The following is a 16,025-nucleotide window of genomic DNA, read 5'->3' on the forward strand; positions in this document are numbered from 1 at the left end:
CTCGAACCGTTCCGCGAAAACGGGAGAACGCCAGTGTCGCATGAGGAATGGTCGAAACCGAACGGTCACCTATACCAGGTCTCGGAAATGCTGAGCTTTTCACGCGTGACGGTCGAGGAGAGCTGGCAACTACGGGGTAGCCGCCACGGGTGCGGTCGGCGTCGGAGCGAGCTTGCGAAGCTCTTCCGCCATGCCGGCTGCGAGCTCGCCATCGGCCTTGCCCTCGATGAGGTTGCGCTTGAGCAATTCCTGCTGCAGCACGACCCGGTATTCCCTGGGCCATTTGGCGAAATTGGCAAGGATATCCTCGATGCTGCGCGGATCCCCGCCGATAGCGGCATCGGCCATCATACGGGCGGCGGCCGCATAGTTCTGCGGCACGCCGAGACCGTCGAGATACATCAAGGCGAGCTGATAGGTGGCGTAGCTGTTATCGGCCTTCTGGGCCTCGCCGAGCTCCTCCAGCGCCTCCTTGGCATCCTGCCGGACGCCGTAGCCGGTCTTCAGCATCAAGGCGAGATGGATGCCGGTGTCCTCGGGCCGCGGCAGGCGAGCCTTGTCCAGCGCCGCCATGCCCTTGGCATAGTCCTTCGGCACGTTGAAGCCGAAGAGATACATATAGCCGATCCAGACATTGGCCGCCTGGTCGCCGGCCGCGGCGGCCTTGCTCAGCTCGCGCGTGATACCGGCCTTGCCCTGCATGCGCTCGAAAGGCTCGACGAAACCGCGTTTGAAGAAGAAGGAACCCAGCGGCTGCTGCCAGGCCAGGGTGAGGGAGATGGAGCTGTTGCCATCCGGATTGCTGGCCCCGCCGGCTCTCGCCTTGAACAGGCGGGCAGCGCTGATCCAGCCGCCCTGGCTGCCGGCGATGCCGGCCCGCAGATTCATGCCCAGCGCCTTATCCTTCTGTCCGGCATCGGCCAGCGCATCGCCGAGCTGGTGCATGAAGCGCCGCTCGCGCGGATATTGCTTGAGCGCCGCCTCGCAAGCCGCCACGATCTCCTTGGGCGACGCCGCACGGGTACGCCGCATCACGGTGTCGGGGTCGAGCGGGGCCGCGCCGATGCGATCGCATTCGGTTTCGGGGGCCGGGATGCGCTCGCCGGCCGGCGGCGGCAGCGGGTCGAGCTCGCTGACACCCAGGAGCTGCTTGAGCCTTTCCTCGGCTTCGCCCGCATTGCGGGAATCGCGATAACGGTCGCGGAATTCCTCGATCACCTCCGGCATGTCGACATCCTTGACCACTTGCCAGACACGCGGATCGGTCATGCGCAGCATCGCCCCGCTACCGGCCCCGCCGTTCTGAAACAGGGAGGGCGGCACCGCCAGCGGCGTGAACTTGGTCTGCTTGCGCGGCGGCGGCTCGACGGGCGGAGGCGGTTCGGCCGGCGGGACCATGGCTACCGGCCCGCCGCCGGCCGGCGCCAGGGTAATGACGTCGCCACCCAGCGAACCGTTGAAGAACGGCGTCTGCTGCCGGTCGGTGGCGTTGAGCACGTCGTCGCGCACCTTGCCGAGGGCGAGGCGGATGTCGAGGCCGGGTTGGGCGAGATAACGCGCCAGGGCCTGTGCATAAGGGCTGTTGATGCCGTTGCCGTCCAGCGCCACGCTGCCCTCGCGCGCGGCATAGGCGACGAGCACATTGTCCCCTTCCGGCTCGACCCGCGCCAACCCCTTGCCGACGGAGCGCGTGCCGCGCGTGCGCGCCATCCTGGCGAGGAAGGGATTGTTGCGGCAGGCATCCAGGATCACCAGCTTGAGCTGCCCGGCGCCGTCCGTCGCCTCGACCACGCGCGAAAGCGCCAGCGTCTCGTCCTGGACATCGCGATCGCTGGACAGATGCGCATCGGTCGGCACCAGGTAGTTCTCGCCGCCGATCTCGATGCCGTGCCCCGAAAAATAGATCACGGCGATATCGGCGCCCGAGGCGCTGGCCTGGAAGCGGCGCAATGCCGCGATCATGCCGGCGCGGTCGGCATCGACGACGGTATCGACCGCATCGAAGCCGGCCTTCTGCAGCGTCTCCTTCAGCAGCCCGACATCGCGCCCTGGATTGGCGAGGCGCGGCACCTTGGCATAGTCGCTATTGCCGATCAGCAGCGCCACGCGCCGGCCGGCAAGGGCTGTGTCCGGCATAGCGGCCAGGACGAAGAAGAACAGCAAAGCAAGGCAGCGTGTCATCGGGCAACCGGCGTTGGGGCTCCAGGGCCGCGATTAGGCGGCGCGCCCTTCTCCGATGGCTCAAGTGGGCGCCAATGTCCATGGCCGTTTCAGGCTTTCAGCCCTCCAACCCGCCCCCTACTTCGGAATCACGACTGCCTTGGTGACTGTCTCGAAATCCGGGCGCCAACGGTCGAACCGAGACCCGAGCGCATAGCAACTGATGGCAGTCCGGCCCTTGGCCGTTTCGAAGACGGTCCAAAGATGGCGGGGCTTGCCGGGGAACTCGCTGACGAAGTCGGCGGTGAAGGTGATGCCCGCTACGCCCTGCTGGCTGATATTCCTCACACTTCCCATGCGAAAGTTGCCGTTGAGTTCCTGCTGTGCCGCCTGGAGCAGGCCAGCCCGTCCCGGCTGGGCGGCCGCCTTGCCGCCCCTCGCAACGGCGGTGAAGGCCACCTTGCAATTGCCGATTCCCCAGGCTGCGCGGGAGATCTCAAAAGCCGCGCCGTCAGGCTTGGACGCCCGCGTGACGGTAAACTCCCAGGATAAGTCGCCCACACCCAGGCCGGTTTTCCCGTCACGGACCGGCCCGGCCCACGCCGCGGCCATCAGCAACAGGCTCAATAGGAGAGTCACAAGCATCTTCATGAATAAATCCCGCCGTTCTGTGAATCCAAACGTAACGGAATGACGATAACGATACTTTGCTACAATAGGAAATTCATCAATCTCAAGAATGATTTACCAAATCGGAATGTATACCCATCAATGCCAGCGCATGCGCGCGCACTGATCGTGCCAACGGCTCCAACCTGTAGCCGCCCTCGACCTCCGAGACGATACGGCCGCCGCAGATCTTGTCGGCGACCGCCATGATCGAGCGGGTCACCGCAGCGTAGTCCTCGTCCTGCAGTTCGAGATGGCTAAGCCTGTCCTCGCTATGAGCGTCGAAACCGGCCGCTATGACGATGAGATCGGGCCGAAACTCCACAACGCGTGGTAGGATGATGTCGCGCCAGGCTGCGAGAAAAGCCTCCCCACCATCGCCAGCCTTCAGAGGCACGTTGACGATCTGCCCATGGACGCCCCGCTCGCGCGCCTTGCCGGTGCCGGGATAGAGCGGCATTTCATGCGTCGAACAGGCCATCACATCCGGATCACCCCAGAAGATGTCCTGCGCGCCATCCCCGTGATGAGCATCGAAATCCAGGATAGCGACCCTGTCAGCACCATGGGCGACCTGGGCATGGCGTGCCGCTATCGCGGCCTTGTTGAACATTCCCCCACCGCCGGATGCGTCATATTTGACATGATGTCCGTTGGGCCTGGTGGCGAGCAAGGCATTGCGTGCCCGCCCACTCATCACTTCGTCAACACAGAAGGTCACACCACCTACGCCATGCATTGCCGCCTCCAGCGTACCGGGCGACATCACCATGGTATCGGTGAGGCGATAAAAGCCCTCCCGTGGCGCCACTGCCATAACGTGTTCGATGTATTCTGGTGCATGCACGAGCAGAAGAGTCTCGACCGTACCTCGCGGCGCCAATTCGCGCCGCAGCCTGGCAAATTCCGGTCCTGCCAAACCTTCCTCGATCGCAAGCAGTCGCTCAGGACGTTCGGCTAAACCACCTGTGTGATGATCGAGGCCGGAGGGGTGGGAGACATAAAGCGTGGTCATAGGTCTCCGTCGTTACCACCGCTGAATATAGATTTGAACATATAGAGAACAGAAAAATACCTTCCCTACAAGATCCTTGTTCTCGCAGCGACTGAAGGTGGCTCTCCCTTCATTCCCCCGTCACACCCCAGCCCTATCCAGACCGGCAGTTTCGACTCGCATTATTCGGGGGCTACCATGATCCAGCGTCGCAATTTCCTGATCAGCGGGCTGCTGACCACCATGATGGCGGCGACGCGGCCGGCGCAGGCGGCCGAGGGCATTGCCCTGCCCACGCCTGACCCGAGCAAGCTCGCCACCGACGCCGGCTTCTGGTCCGGCGTCCGCGACCTCTATGACGTCGACCGGTCCACCGCCAATCTCGAAAACGGCTATTGGGGCATCATGGCCCGGCCCGTGCTGGAGACCTATGTCGAAAACATCCAGCGCGTGAACCGCCAGAACACGGTCTATGCCCGCAAATCCTTCGATGCCGATTTCTCCGCGGTGCGCGACCGCGTCGCCGGAGCGCTCGGCGTCTCGCCCGAGGAGATCGCCATCACCCGCGGCGCCACCGAGGCACTGCAGACGCTGATCGCCGGTTACAACAAGCTCCAGCCCGGCGATGCCGTGCTCTATGCGGACCTCGATTACGATTCCATGCAATATGCCATGGGCATGCTCGAGAGCCGCCGCGGCGTCGCGGTCAAGACCTTCGCCATCCCCGAGCCGGCCACGCGCGAGGCCGTGCTGGAGACCTACCGAAAGGTGCTGGAGGAGACGCCCAGGGCGAAACTCCTGCTGCTCACCCATCTCTCCCACCGCACCGGACTGGTGATGCCGGTGCGCGAGATCGCGGCGATGGCACGCGCCAAGGGCGTCGACGTCATCCTCGATGCAGCCCATAGCTGGGGCCAGTTGCCGCTCGACATGACGGATCTCGGCGTCGACTTCGCCGGCTTCAACCTGCACAAATGGATCGGCGCGCCGGTCGGGCTCGGCTTCCTCTATATCCGCAAGGGCCGCCTCGCCGACATCGACACCCATATGGGCGACAAGGACTGGCCCGCCGAGGACATCCGCTCGCGCATCCACACCGGCACGCTCAATTTCGCCGCCGCGCTCACCATTCCGGCAGCGCTCGATTTGCACCAGACGATCGGCGTTGCTGCCAAGCATGCCCGGGTTAGCCATCTGCGCAATTACTGGGTGGAGCGCATCGCCGGCATCGGTGCCATCGAGGTCCTCACGCCGAACGATCCGGCCCTGCATGCCGGCATCACTTCGTTCCGGATCAAGGGCAAGGTGAGCAAGGACGACAATGCCGCCATCGTCACGCGGCTGAGGGACGAGTTCAAGGTGCTCACCGTGCGCCGCGCCGGCGTGGCCGCCGGCCAGTGCATCCGCGTCTCCCCGGCCGTCTACACGACCGAGGCCGAACTCGACCGGCTCGTCGCCGCCCTGACGGTGGTGGCGGCCTGAAGCCAAACGCGCCAGCGCGTCCTTCACCAGCGCGTGCTGCGGTCGACCCGGATGTCATCCTGCACCGGCGAGACCGCCGCCCGGACGGCGGTACGCTCCTGGTCGGTAAGATCGAGCATTTCGAGCCCGGCATCGAGCAGGATCGGCGTCGAGGTGGTTTGGGGTACGACCGCGAGCACCTGGCGCTCCTCGGTGTCGAGGAAGAACGGCGTCTCCTTCTTCTTCAGGACGCTGGTCGCCTTGCGGGTCTTGCCGTCGAGTGAATATTCATACTTGATCGTCTGGTTCAGCCAGGTCCGGGCCTGCGTCAGGACCTTGGCGACGACAGGCCTCATGACAACCGGTTCGGCCACCGCCCGCTTGAGCCTCGATGCCTTGAGCAGCATGGCAAAGCCAGCGATGCCAAGGGCGGCAAACCCGCCGACAAAGGCGAGAAAGATGAGGATGCGATCGCTGATCTTCTCGACGCCCAGTTCCAGCGTGAGCAGCCGGGCGTCCTCGCGCGAGCGCACGACCCCGGTTTCATAGTCTCCGGTGTGCATATCCACGAACATCATCTCCACTCTGGTCCTGGCGCCATCGGGTGCGATGATGGTGGCGGAACAATCGGTGAAGATGAACTTTCGGGTCTTGCACTCGCCATTGGAAATCCGCGCATCGTCGGCGATTTCGTAATTGCGGCTGATCTTGTAGTCGCGCCACAAATCCGCGGCCTGCCACCAGGCCACGCCGCCGGCAATGGCGAAGCCGACGAGAATGACGAACCACCCCGTGAGGCTGCTGATGCCGATACGGTTTGCCTGCAAAGGCCGGGTGGGAAATGCGTCTAGCACACTCATGGGGCCGCTTGATCCAGATTGACGATGTACCCGTCTTATCGCTGGGCAGCGGACGTGTCAGCGGATCAGAGCGGCTTTCTTCTTGAGAAGTCCCAGTCTAGTTCCGTGGGTTACACCGACATGACCTTCAGAAAACCGGGATCATCGCCGCGCGCAATCCACAAGACGCTCGCGCTTCCCCCTAGAGCAAAGCGCGTTCAAGCGTAAACGCTTATTTTCTCTAGCTCATTGTTCTGACGCGTCTTTGCGATTCTTGGTGACTCCGTCTAATCGCAAAACGCTAGAGCGACGTTGCACGGCCGTCATGCGCAGCCTGCGGTCAGGCCGCAGCGTGATGTGAAGCTTGGGCCGAGGGCCACGCCGGTCGATATGGCGCAGCGAGAAGCCTTTCAGCAGGACGGCGAGAATGGCCACCGCCTCCAGCATGGCGAAGGCACTGCCGATGCAGGTGCGCGGTCCGGCGCCGAAGGGCATATAGGCATAGCGATGGCGCCCTTTCGCCCGCTCCGGATCGAAGCGATCGGGGTCGAACCGCTCCGGCTCCTCCCACAAACTGGCATGACGATGCACGGCATAGATAGGCACATAGATCGCTGCGCCGGCAGGAATGGTGTGCCGGCCGAGCTGGAAGTCGGCCAATGCCACCCGCGGAATGATCGCCGCCGGCGGATAGAGCCGCATCGCTTCCTGGAACACCTGCCGGGTATAGACGAGCCGGGCCACCTGGTCGGGCAGCAACGTACCGGTCCCGCTCGTCACCGCCTCGATCTCCGCCACGGCCCGGGCCTCGATCTCGGGATTACCCGCGAGCAGATGGAAGGTCCAGGCAAGGCCGAGCGCCGTGGTCTCGTGGCCCGCCATCACGAAGGTCAGGAGGTTGTCGACCACCTGTTCGTCGCTCATGCGCCGCCCACTTTCGGGGTCGACGGCCGACAGCAGCAGGCCCAGCAAATCCTGCCGCGGCTCCGAAGCATGCCGGCGCTCGGCCACCACGCGCGACAGGGTCGAACGCAGATAGCCTGCCGAGCCGGTGATGCCGGCTCGGCCCGGAAAGGGCAACCATGCCGGTGCCTTCAGCAAGCCCATGGCGAAATTCCAGCCTGACCCCTCCAGATACCGCGTGATATTCCGTTCTACCGCCTCGACATCGATCTCCCCCTGTCCCGACATCATCGTCTCGACGATGATGTCGAAGGTGGTGTGCATCATCTCATGGCCGATATCGAGCTCCGCGCCGGGAGCCGTTTCGAGCCAGCGAGCGCGTGTGCGTTCCGCGGCGGCGATCATGGCGGGCAGGAAGGCGAGCAGCTTCTCATGCCGGAAGCCCTGCGCAACCGACTGGCGCTGCCATTTCCAGTGGGCACCGTCTGCGGTCAGCAGTCCCTCGCCGAGCGCAGGGCCGAGGCCACGCTTGGTATCCTCGCCCTTGCCCAGCACGGCAGCGTTGCCGGTAAGCGCTTCGTGAATCAGCGCGGGATCGGTGATGAAGACCCGCAATTTGCCGCCGTCGCGCGTGACGACCAGCGGTTCGTGGAAAGCTTCGGGCGGGATCACCTTGAGCGGATTGGTGATCATGGCCGAAAACACCGACAGCAGGGAGCGGTGGCTGACGGCGACGTCGCCCGTGATCTCGGATATCACCGGAAAAGCCGTTTCCTTCACACCGGTCTCCATCGCTTCGAATTTACCAGCGTCTGCGGTCACTTTAAGGTAGTGACCTTAGAGTGAGGCATCATTAAGGTGAACACCTTAATCTGGAACTGACACCGATAGCGACCGAGATGCGACGAAAGAAGGCAGCGACCAACAAGGGCGGCGCAACGCGCCAACGCATCGTCACGCTCGCGCTCGGCCTGTTCAACGAGAACGGACCGGACCGCGTCACCACCGCCCAGATCGCCGCTGCCGCCGGCATCAACGAAGGCAACCTTTATTACCACTTCCGCACCAAGGAAGCGCTGGTCGCGGCCGTGCTCGACCGCTTCGAAGCCGATGCCATGGACCTGCTGGCGGAGGGGGCGGAAGACAGCGCCGATCCGACGGCCTCGCTGGGGCTGTTGCAACGCTGGTTTGCCCTGGTCTGGGACTATCGTTTCCTGTTGCGCGACATGATCGGCCTGCTGGCGCTCTCCCCCGAATTGCGGCTGCGCGTGCGAGCGCTCAGCGCCCATCTGCGCGAGGCGGTGGAAGTGCTGGCCCAGCGCCTGCGCGAGCGGGACCTGTTGATCGTGCCGGACGAGCAGTTCCAGCCCCTGCTCGCCAATCTATGGATCGTGGCGACCTACTGGGCTCTTTATCTCGACCTGCACGAAGGCATCGCGGCCCTCACGCCGGACCATCTGGCCTGGGGCCTCGGCCAGGTCCGCAGCCTGCTGCGCCCCTATCTCGCACCCGCATTGCAGGCGCTGGTGTAGGAAGGATCGAGCCAGACTTCCCGCAAAAGGATCGCCGCCACCGATGAAAAGCCGTGCCTCCGGCGTCAGCACACCCGCGAGGCGCAGCCGTACTTTTGCTCCAACGACCGGATGCCGCCCGTCGAGCGCGCCCGGTCTGCAGCCGCTCTCCAATACGCGCAGCCCCGACCGCAGCGGCAAGACCTCAAGGATGGCGCGCAGCCGATCGGAGAGCTCGCCCGTCATCGCCGTGCTAGGGCAACGCCTTGGCGAAATCGCTCCAGGCACAGAAGCCATCCTTGTCGGCGGGGCAGCCCTTGAGCTTTAGCGTCACCCGGCGCGGCGGGTTCTTCGGCGTGAGCTTGGTGCCTTGGCGCAATTGCGCCTTGGTCTGGTAGACATAGTCGAGCCGGAACAAATCGCGATTGCCCTTGGTGTCGCGCCAGCGCTGAAACTGGATGACGCCGCCGATGGGCGTCTTCTCATCCTGCCCCGGCAGCGCATAGGGCTCGGCCTCGAGCGCGGCGAGGACGGAGGCGACATTGGAGTCATGACCGAACAGCACCGTCACCGGTACGGCCTTGCCCGCCTCCGGCTTTACCAGAGCGCCGGCAATATAGGCCAGCATCGGGCCGGCAACGTCGCGGGCCACGGCTGGCGTGGTGAACAGGGCTTCCTGGTAGCCGTTCTTGATGGCGGCGAGCGAGCGCCACTGCCCTTCGTTGCGGATCTTCCCCCAGGCGACGTCGCCGGGCGGAAATCCCTCGTAATATTGCAGGGTGAAGGCATCGACCACGGCATTGCCGAGCTTGAGCGGCCCCTTGGTGCCCGGTTCCTCGCCGGCCTTGGCCGTGAAACTGTCCGCGCTCTTGGTCAGATCGCACAGCTTGTCCTGCTTGCAGCTTTGGGAAGCCTTGAAGCCGAGAATGCCGTCGAGCAGCCGGTAGCCCGATGCAAGCGGCGCGGCTTTGGCCTGCGCAGCCATGGCTGTGACCGCCTGTTCGCGGAAGCCGTCGCTGTCGGAGCGGATGGACGGATTGAAGGTCGGGTCCATCGTGCCCATCCTGTCCTGATGATGTACGGCGACGTCGCAGCCGGCAAAGGCGCCGGCGACGAAGAACTGCGCCGTCGCCACCGTGCGCTGGAGACTGTTGGCGTAGACATGGACGCTGCCCGGCGCCGGGCAGGAATCCCTGGGGATCAGGCCGTTCTCGGCCAACCAGCCGCCGATGGAACGGCCCATATAGGTTTCGAGAATGCCGCCCTTGACCGTGAGATTGCCGCCCGGCACCTCCCATTCCGGCCATTTCTTCTCGGTCACCTTGGCGAGCGCGCTGCCGCTATTGGCCAGCGGCGCACGCAGATTGTGCCGGCTGAGCATCAGCACCTGCTCGAGCCTGTAACCATCGGGCACCGATCCGGCCGAGGCCTGCGTCGCCGGAAAGGCGCAGGCCGCCGCGGCCAGCAAGACGGCATATCGTGCGATCATGGCGATTCCTCCCCCTGGAGCGTTTTCCAGAAAAGTTGATAGACTTTTCGGCTAAGAAAACGCGTCGAAATAAAGAGTTAGAGAGAAAGTGCGATTCAGAGAAATCGCATTTTGCTCCAGCCTCCCCTATCGGTGGCATAGGCGGCGCGCTTTGTCGCCCCGGCTGGGCCGCAAAGGGACATCGATACTGTCCCGCCGGCATGCGAAGGCCCTGTAACGGCGGGCATAAACGAATTCATGCAATCACGGTAGGATAGCGTCGTGATAACGGATTTCGGAATGCCTCGACCATGAACACCGACCGCAGAACCGCCATGACCTTGCTGCTGACGGGGGCGATGTCCGCGCTCGGCCTTCCGGCGTTCGCTGCCATTCCCGACATGTCGCCGGCCGCTCTCACCGCCGAAGCGGATCTCATCCTCACCGGCCGCCTACTGTCCGTCGCCACCACCAGGAAGGTCCCGGAATGGGTGAAGAGGCGCGACGACATTTCCTTCTTCGAAAGAGGGTCGTTCGTCGACGAGATCTTCACTCTGACGATCGAGGTCGGCGCCGTCGAGAAGGGTGCGCGCGAGTTCGCCGGCCAGCGCCTCGAGGCACGAGGCTGGCGCGCCTATGGCCGCCCTTCGGGCTGGGCCGGGCCGGGCGGCACCGTCCGAGACCTTCCGGCCGAGGGCGCGCGGATCAAGGTCTGGCTGCGGCGCGAGCAGGACAGCTGGGATTTGATGTCGCCTTCCGGCATGGTGCCCGCGCCATGATCCGGTGAGCGGACGCCCCGCCAGACGGTGCGCCGGCAGCCGGTCCGTCCCCGGCACAAGACATGGCGTCGAATGCACGACCTTTCAGATCGCCCCGTGGTATTCCCGCACCAAAGGCGGCCGTCGATCGTTCCCGCCCGCTTTCCAAACCTGGTGGCGGCGCCTATACACGGCGGACCCAAGGCCCAGGCAAGGAGCCCCTGATGACCCCTTCCCGCTTTAAGCCTCGCACACCGCGCCGCGCCGCAGTCTTCGCGGCGAGCCTGATGTTCGGCCTTGCGGCCTGGCTGTCCGCCCCATTGCCGGCCACTGCCGGCGGCGACGTCACCGACAAGGCTGTGATGCTGTTCCGCGACGCCTGCCTCGCCACCGCGCCTGCCTTCGACAAGGCCATGGCGGCGGCCAAGAAGCATGGCATCAAGCCGCAGATGGATCTCGGGGCCAGCCTGGTCGGCATGGCGCCGGACGGCTCCTATTCCCTGCAGGTGCGCGGCAAGAAGGAATGCGCGGTCACGGCCGAAAGAAGCGCCGGCCCTGCCGTGGCCGAACAATTCCGCAGCGTTGTCGGCGCTGCCGCGGGTGTGCCCGCCGCCAGCCTGGCGAACGAAGGCCCGATCCAGATCACGATGCGGGGCCAGACCTTTGTGGTTCGCCATGACCGCAAGGGCGGCGAGGCCTATGTCATCATGAGCAGTGCGGGTTTGTAACGAGATCGAGATGCTCCTGGTCCGAAGCCAGGCGCAAAGACCTTCGCCATCTCGAACTCATACCAGGTCTCGAAAATGCTGACTGATGCAGCATCGATGCCACAAGCGGCATTTTGGTGGGGGCGGGTCCCCAGACCCGCCTGTAAGGGCTGCATGTCCCGGCGGGTCTGACGACCCGCCTACGGTAGGTAGCGTCGAGGTCGAGAGGTCAATCTTGTCGAAACCTGGTATCAGTCATCCCGCCCGCAGCCGAAGTCCCGGTACAATCGACGACATAGATAACCTAACGTCACCGTGCTATTGGAGGGATCTTGCCGGCATAGTCTCGTCATATAGCGGAATCCCATGATCAAATACGGTATCGCGGCCTTGCTTGTTTTCGGCGCAACCGCCGCCCAGGCCCAGAACTGCTCTTCGAACTTCACCATCTCCGGCGGGCTCGCGCCGGCAATCTCGACCTGGGATAGTTTCCCCGGCTTGAACCCGGGCACCGCGATCGACAATCTGGCGCGCGCGGCGCAGCTCAATTCCTACTGGGTCAGCATCAAGGTCAATCGCCGGCTGGGCCTGCTTACCGCGCTCAATGACGGCGCCCGCAACGGACGGGTCCAGCAGGTCAAGATGACCGTCCGCAAGCGCGGCAATGCCACGCGCGTCGACTATACCATGGTCCTGAATCCCGGCCAGGTGCCGGGTTTCGACTTCCGCTCCAATGTCTGCCGCATCATCCGCTCCGCGGCCGGGGGCTGAGGCCGGCAAACCTCAGGGCGTCTGCGCCTCGTAGACGAACAGGGTCGACTTGTCGTCATCCGGCATGAAATAGGCCCGCAGCCCGCCATCCCTGGTTTCGATGAAGGCCGGGTTCTGGGTCATCGGCAGGCCGGAGGGTGCCCATAGCTCGATGGGCACCTGCCAGACCGGCCGGTTGTCCTTGAGATCGACGAGTTCGAGGCCGCCCAGGCGGAAGGGCGCCGCATCCGGCGCGACCTTGTAGGCGTTCAGGCCGGAACAGAGCATGCGTGATCCGCCGGCATAATGGCAGTCCTGATAGTCGATATATTGGGCCGGATTTATCACGCGCAGGGTCTCCGGCGCCGCATCGGCATTGCTGACCTTGCCATCCGCGCCGAGCGGCCAGGCGTAGAAGCGCCGCGACCCCCAACTCACGCCGTGGAGAGCGTTGCGTTCGGTATCATGGACGATGCCGCCGACATGGTCCTTGAAGCGGAAGACCTCGAGGGCCTTCATGGTGGCAGGATCGACCTTGTAGATGATCGACTGGCTGTTGGGCCGATACTCGGCCACCGGCACCCAGAGGAACTTGCCGTCGAAATCGATGCCGCCGGGGTGGTAGATGCTGCCCTCCCCCAGCTTGAGATCGGCCAGCAGCTTGCCTTCCTTGGAAATGCGGAAGAGATGCCCCTCCCCCTCGCCGGTATCGCGATCATAGCCCTCGCGCGGCGAAGGATATTTGGTGGTCGGCTTCAGAATATTCACCGAGGACACGAAGAAATCGTCGCCGATCTTGACCATGCCCTGGGGATGGAAAGTCGGGAAGGCGATGGAAATGGTCGCAACCTGCTTCCAGACCGTCCCACGCGTGAGCTTGGTCACGCGTTCGGCAACCGAGGCTTCCTCCGCCATCGCCGTGCCGATCGCGCCAGGCAGCACCGCGAGAGCGGCAAGCAGTGCGGCAATTCTGATTCTGACCATCGAAACATCCTCCACGGCGGTGGCTTACGACACGCTTCTAACGGCGATATGACCGTTCCGTCGGATTGGCGGGATCAATAGATCGTCTGGCGCAGGCGTTCGGGATAGGCCTTGTCATAGGCCTCGCCGTCGAAGTCGCCCCGGGTGATCGTACTCAGGATCTGGCCCATCGTCGGCAATTCCGCCCGCGAAATCCGGGTCGAGGGATCCCAGAGCTTGGAGCGCACCAATGCCTTCTGGCACTGGGTGTAGGCCTCTTCCACGGTGACGATGATGACGGTGCGGGGCGCCTTGCCCTGCATGGTGAAGCTCGCGCACAGGTCGAGGTCAGCCGAGACGACCGCACGCCCGACCACGCGGAGCGTCTCGCCGATGCCGGGGATCATGAAGAGAAGATGGACGCGCGGGTCCTCGATGATGTTGCGCAGCGAGTCCAGCCGGTTGTTGCCACGCCTGTCCGGGATGATCAGCGTCTTGGCGTCGGCGACGCGCACGAAGCCGGCCGGGTCGCCGCGCGGTGAGCAATCGACGCCCGACGGCCCCACCGAGGCAAGGATCATGAAGGGTGAGGCCTGGATGAAGGCGTGATACTGATCGGACACATGATCCAGCACCTTGATGCGGGCCGCGGGCTGAACCGGCTCACTGTAGAGCGCCTCGAGTTCGGCGATGGTGGAGATCAGCGACATTGGAAACTTCCGTCCTTGCGGCCCCGGCAGACTCCGCGGCCCGTTACGTCAATAGGTCCGCCACAGCCCGGGCGTGGCCAGTTCCAGCATGTGACCGTCGGGATCGCGGAAATAGATGCTGTCTCCACCCGCCGGCCAATGGGTGCGGCCTTCCACCGCGACCTCGTGCGCCGCCAGCCGGGCCTCCCACTCCGCCAGTTCGGCGGCACCAATGGCAAAGGCGACATGGATGCGTCCAGAGGCGTCATGGCCCGGTATCGTGCCGACGGACGATGTCATGTCCTGATCGGAGGCGCCCTGCTTGAAGACGAGCAGGACGCTGGCACCGCCCACATCATAGGCATAAAGCCGCTCCATCTTCAGCAGGGGAGCAAGCAGCAGCACCGTCTCGTAGAAGCGCGCGGCCCGATCGAGATCGTCGACATAGATGGCGGTTTCGAGAATACGGTCGAGCTTGGGCATGCGATTCTCCTGCATCGGCCGAACACGGCCCGCGCCTCCATGCCGGTTCGCATCATCGGCTCGACGGGCAGACAATCAGGACGGTCGACGAGCTGTCAACCTCATGATCATGCCGGCACCGTCACTTGACCGTAATCTCGATCTCCATTTCGTTGGGAACAAATCGCACATTGTCGGTATGCGAGGGCGCCATCCAGGTCACGGTCAGATGATCGACACCGGTGAAGCCGGCGGCGGACCTGTAGACGACGACGGGTGCCTTCGTGGCGGTACCGGCACACACGCCCGTATCCTTGCCCAGTTTGGTCGCCACGGTCACGAGTTGCGCAGCCCCATGCGCCGGCCCGGATGCGATGCGGATATCCCTGACGGGATAGACTTCGCAAGTCCCGGCACCGTATACGCCGATGGCGAGGACCGGATAGGGTTTGCCGCGAGGCACGGTTACTTGTCTGGGACCGGCATAGGCGAGCGAGGGAGACATGGCGACACCGGCAGCGATGGCCATAAGAAGTCGATTTACTTTATTCATGTGAAAAACTTTATGATCGCAAGCTTACATGGAAGTCGGCGCCAACATCACGTCGACCGTCTTTCAATCAATACGTGGATCAGTCCGAGATTCTCAATCGAGTTTCACTATCAAAAAGATGAATCATGTTCGGGTCGACGGCAAACTGCATGGCGTCGGCGATGGCGTGTTCCATACCGAGTGCGATCACCAGGGGTTGCCCGTCGATGTCACCGTGGACGAGGCGATGCGCGCCCAGTTCCTCGACATAGCGCAGCTTCACGCCCAGGCTGCCCGGTGCCGGCGCGGAGACCGGCTGCAGATCCTCGGCACGCAGGCCGACCAGGACCTCGCCCGGAACCGGCCGCGGCAAGGTCACGCGTGTCTGCCCGAGTACGAGCGTATTGCCCTCCCCGCGCGCTTTCAGGATATTCATGGCTGGCGAACCGATGAAAGCCGCCACGAAGGTGGAGGAGGGTTTGCGATAGATCTCGAGGGGGGCGCCGATCTGCTCGATCGCGCCACCATTCAGCACCACCAGCACATCCGCCAGGGTCATCGCTTCCAGCTGGTCATGGGTGACATAGATCGAGGTCGTGCCGAGACGCTGCTGTAGCTGCTTGATCTCGCCGCGCATCTGCACGCGCAGCTTGGCGTCGAGATTGGAGAGCGGCTCGTCGAACAGGAAGGCGGCTGGCTGGCGCACGATGGCCCGGCCCATCGCCACGCGCTGGCGCTGGCCGCCGGAGAGTTGGCGCGGCTTGCGCTTGAGCATGTCGTCAGAGAGCTCGAGGATGCGGGCCGCTTCCTTCACCCGCTTGCCGATCTCGCCCTCGGCGGTTTTGCGGTTGCGCAGGCCATAGGCCATGTTGTCGTAGACCGACATATGCGGATAGAGCGCATAATTCTGAAACACCATGGCGATGTCGCGGTCCATCGGCTCGATCTCGTTGACCCGTCGCTCGCCGATATGGACATCGCCCGACGAGATGCGTTCCAGCCCCGCCACCATGCGCAGCAAGGTCGACTTGCCACAGCCGGAGGGGCCGACCAGCACGCAAAAGCCGCCATCCGGCACGGTGAAGCTCACCCCCTTCACCGCTTCGAAGCCGTTGTCGTAGATCTTCTTGACGTTGTTCAGAACCACTTGCGCCATGGG

At 64.0% G+C, this 16,025-nt stretch carries 16 protein-coding genes; 5 read left to right on the top strand and 11 right to left on the bottom strand.

Going from position 1 to position 16,025, the window contains the following annotated elements; genetic code table 11:
* Positions 1–129: 129 nt before the first annotated feature.
* The 3 genes from C5L14_RS11840 to C5L14_RS11850 form a co-directional block, all read right to left on the bottom strand.
* On the bottom strand, positions 130–2,181 hold the full coding sequence (locus tag C5L14_RS11840; protein ID WP_105862249.1) for a caspase family protein: 2,052 nt from the start codon (positions 2,179–2,181) through the stop codon (positions 130–132).
* Positions 2,182–2,298: 117 nt separating this feature from the next.
* On the bottom strand, positions 2,299–2,811 hold the full coding sequence (locus C5L14_RS11845; RefSeq protein WP_105862250.1) for a hypothetical protein: 513 nt from the start codon (positions 2,809–2,811) through the stop codon (positions 2,299–2,301).
* A gap of 82 nt (positions 2,812–2,893) precedes the next feature.
* Positions 2,894–3,844, bottom strand: coding sequence for a histone deacetylase family protein (locus C5L14_RS11850; protein ID WP_105862251.1), 951 nt, complete (start codon positions 3,842–3,844; stop codon positions 2,894–2,896).
* A 177-nt stretch (positions 3,845–4,021) separates the two neighbouring features.
* Here C5L14_RS11850 and C5L14_RS11855 point away from each other — a divergent pair, with 177 nt between their 5' ends.
* Positions 4,022–5,305, top strand: a complete 1,284-nt coding sequence (locus C5L14_RS11855) for an aminotransferase class V-fold PLP-dependent enzyme (protein WP_105862252.1) — start codon at positions 4,022–4,024, stop codon at positions 5,303–5,305.
* Positions 5,306–5,328: 23 nt separating this feature from the next.
* On the opposite strand, the gene C5L14_RS11860 is transcribed toward C5L14_RS11855, so the two are convergent.
* Positions 5,329–6,144: a hypothetical protein gene (locus C5L14_RS11860; protein ID WP_146126893.1), complete on the bottom strand. Its 816-nt coding sequence runs from the start codon at positions 6,142–6,144 to the stop codon at positions 5,329–5,331.
* A gap of 225 nt (positions 6,145–6,369) precedes the next feature.
* Entirely contained in the window at positions 6,370–7,818 is a 1,449-nt protein-coding gene (locus C5L14_RS11865) for a cytochrome P450 (RefSeq protein WP_105862254.1), read from the bottom strand.
* Between the two features lie 107 nt (positions 7,819–7,925).
* On the opposite strand from C5L14_RS11865, the gene C5L14_RS11870 reads away from it, so the two are divergent.
* Complete coding sequence (locus tag C5L14_RS11870) at positions 7,926–8,558, top strand: TetR/AcrR family transcriptional regulator (RefSeq protein WP_105862255.1); 633 nt, start codon at positions 7,926–7,928, stop codon at positions 8,556–8,558.
* Positions 8,559–8,790: 232 nt separating this feature from the next.
* Here C5L14_RS11870 and agp read toward each other — a convergent pair whose 3' ends face one another.
* Entirely contained in the window at positions 8,791–10,026 is a 1,236-nt protein-coding gene (gene agp, locus C5L14_RS11880; RefSeq protein WP_105862256.1) for a bifunctional glucose-1-phosphatase/inositol phosphatase, read from the bottom strand.
* Positions 10,027–10,316: 290 nt separating this feature from the next.
* On the opposite strand from agp, the gene C5L14_RS11885 reads away from it, so the two are divergent.
* The 3 genes from C5L14_RS11885 (at position 10,317) to C5L14_RS11895 (ending at position 12,241) form a co-directional block, all read left to right on the top strand.
* Positions 10,317–10,784 (top strand): hypothetical protein, encoded by a 468-nt coding sequence (locus tag C5L14_RS11885; protein ID WP_105862257.1) that lies wholly within the window; start codon positions 10,317–10,319, stop codon positions 10,782–10,784.
* Positions 10,785–10,987: 203 nt separating this feature from the next.
* Positions 10,988–11,491: a hypothetical protein gene (locus tag C5L14_RS11890; RefSeq protein ID WP_105862258.1), complete on the top strand. Its 504-nt coding sequence runs from the start codon at positions 10,988–10,990 to the stop codon at positions 11,489–11,491.
* Positions 11,492–11,836: 345 nt separating this feature from the next.
* Positions 11,837–12,241 carry a hypothetical protein gene (locus C5L14_RS11895; protein ID WP_105862259.1) on the top strand — a complete coding sequence of 135 codons (405 nt, stop codon included), beginning with the start codon at positions 11,837–11,839 and terminating at the stop codon, positions 12,239–12,241.
* 12 nt (positions 12,242–12,253) lie between these two features.
* Here C5L14_RS11895 and C5L14_RS11900 read toward each other — a convergent pair whose 3' ends face one another.
* From C5L14_RS11900 to ugpC, 5 genes are all read right to left on the bottom strand, one after another.
* Complete coding sequence (locus C5L14_RS11900; protein WP_210203231.1) at positions 12,254–13,204, bottom strand: DUF6454 family protein; 951 nt, start codon at positions 13,202–13,204, stop codon at positions 12,254–12,256.
* A gap of 74 nt (positions 13,205–13,278) precedes the next feature.
* Positions 13,279–13,893, bottom strand: a complete 615-nt coding sequence (locus C5L14_RS11905; protein WP_105862260.1) for a pyridoxamine 5'-phosphate oxidase family protein — start codon at positions 13,891–13,893, stop codon at positions 13,279–13,281.
* Between the two features lie 48 nt (positions 13,894–13,941).
* Positions 13,942–14,355 carry a VOC family protein gene (locus tag C5L14_RS11910; RefSeq protein ID WP_105862582.1) on the bottom strand — a complete coding sequence of 138 codons (414 nt, stop codon included), beginning with the start codon at positions 14,353–14,355 and terminating at the stop codon, positions 13,942–13,944.
* Positions 14,356–14,476: 121 nt separating this feature from the next.
* A complete protein-coding gene (locus tag C5L14_RS11915) occupies positions 14,477–14,863 on the bottom strand; it encodes a hypothetical protein (RefSeq protein WP_105862261.1) in 387 nt (128 codons plus the stop codon).
* A gap of 103 nt (positions 14,864–14,966) precedes the next feature.
* Complete coding sequence (gene ugpC / locus C5L14_RS11920; RefSeq protein WP_105862262.1) at positions 14,967–16,022, bottom strand: sn-glycerol-3-phosphate ABC transporter ATP-binding protein UgpC; 1,056 nt, start codon at positions 16,020–16,022, stop codon at positions 14,967–14,969.
* Positions 16,023–16,025: the final 3 nt, after the last annotated feature.

This window comes from Labrys okinawensis (assembly GCF_002982075.1).
GTDB lineage: Bacteria > Pseudomonadota > Alphaproteobacteria > Rhizobiales > Labraceae > Labrys > Labrys okinawensis_A.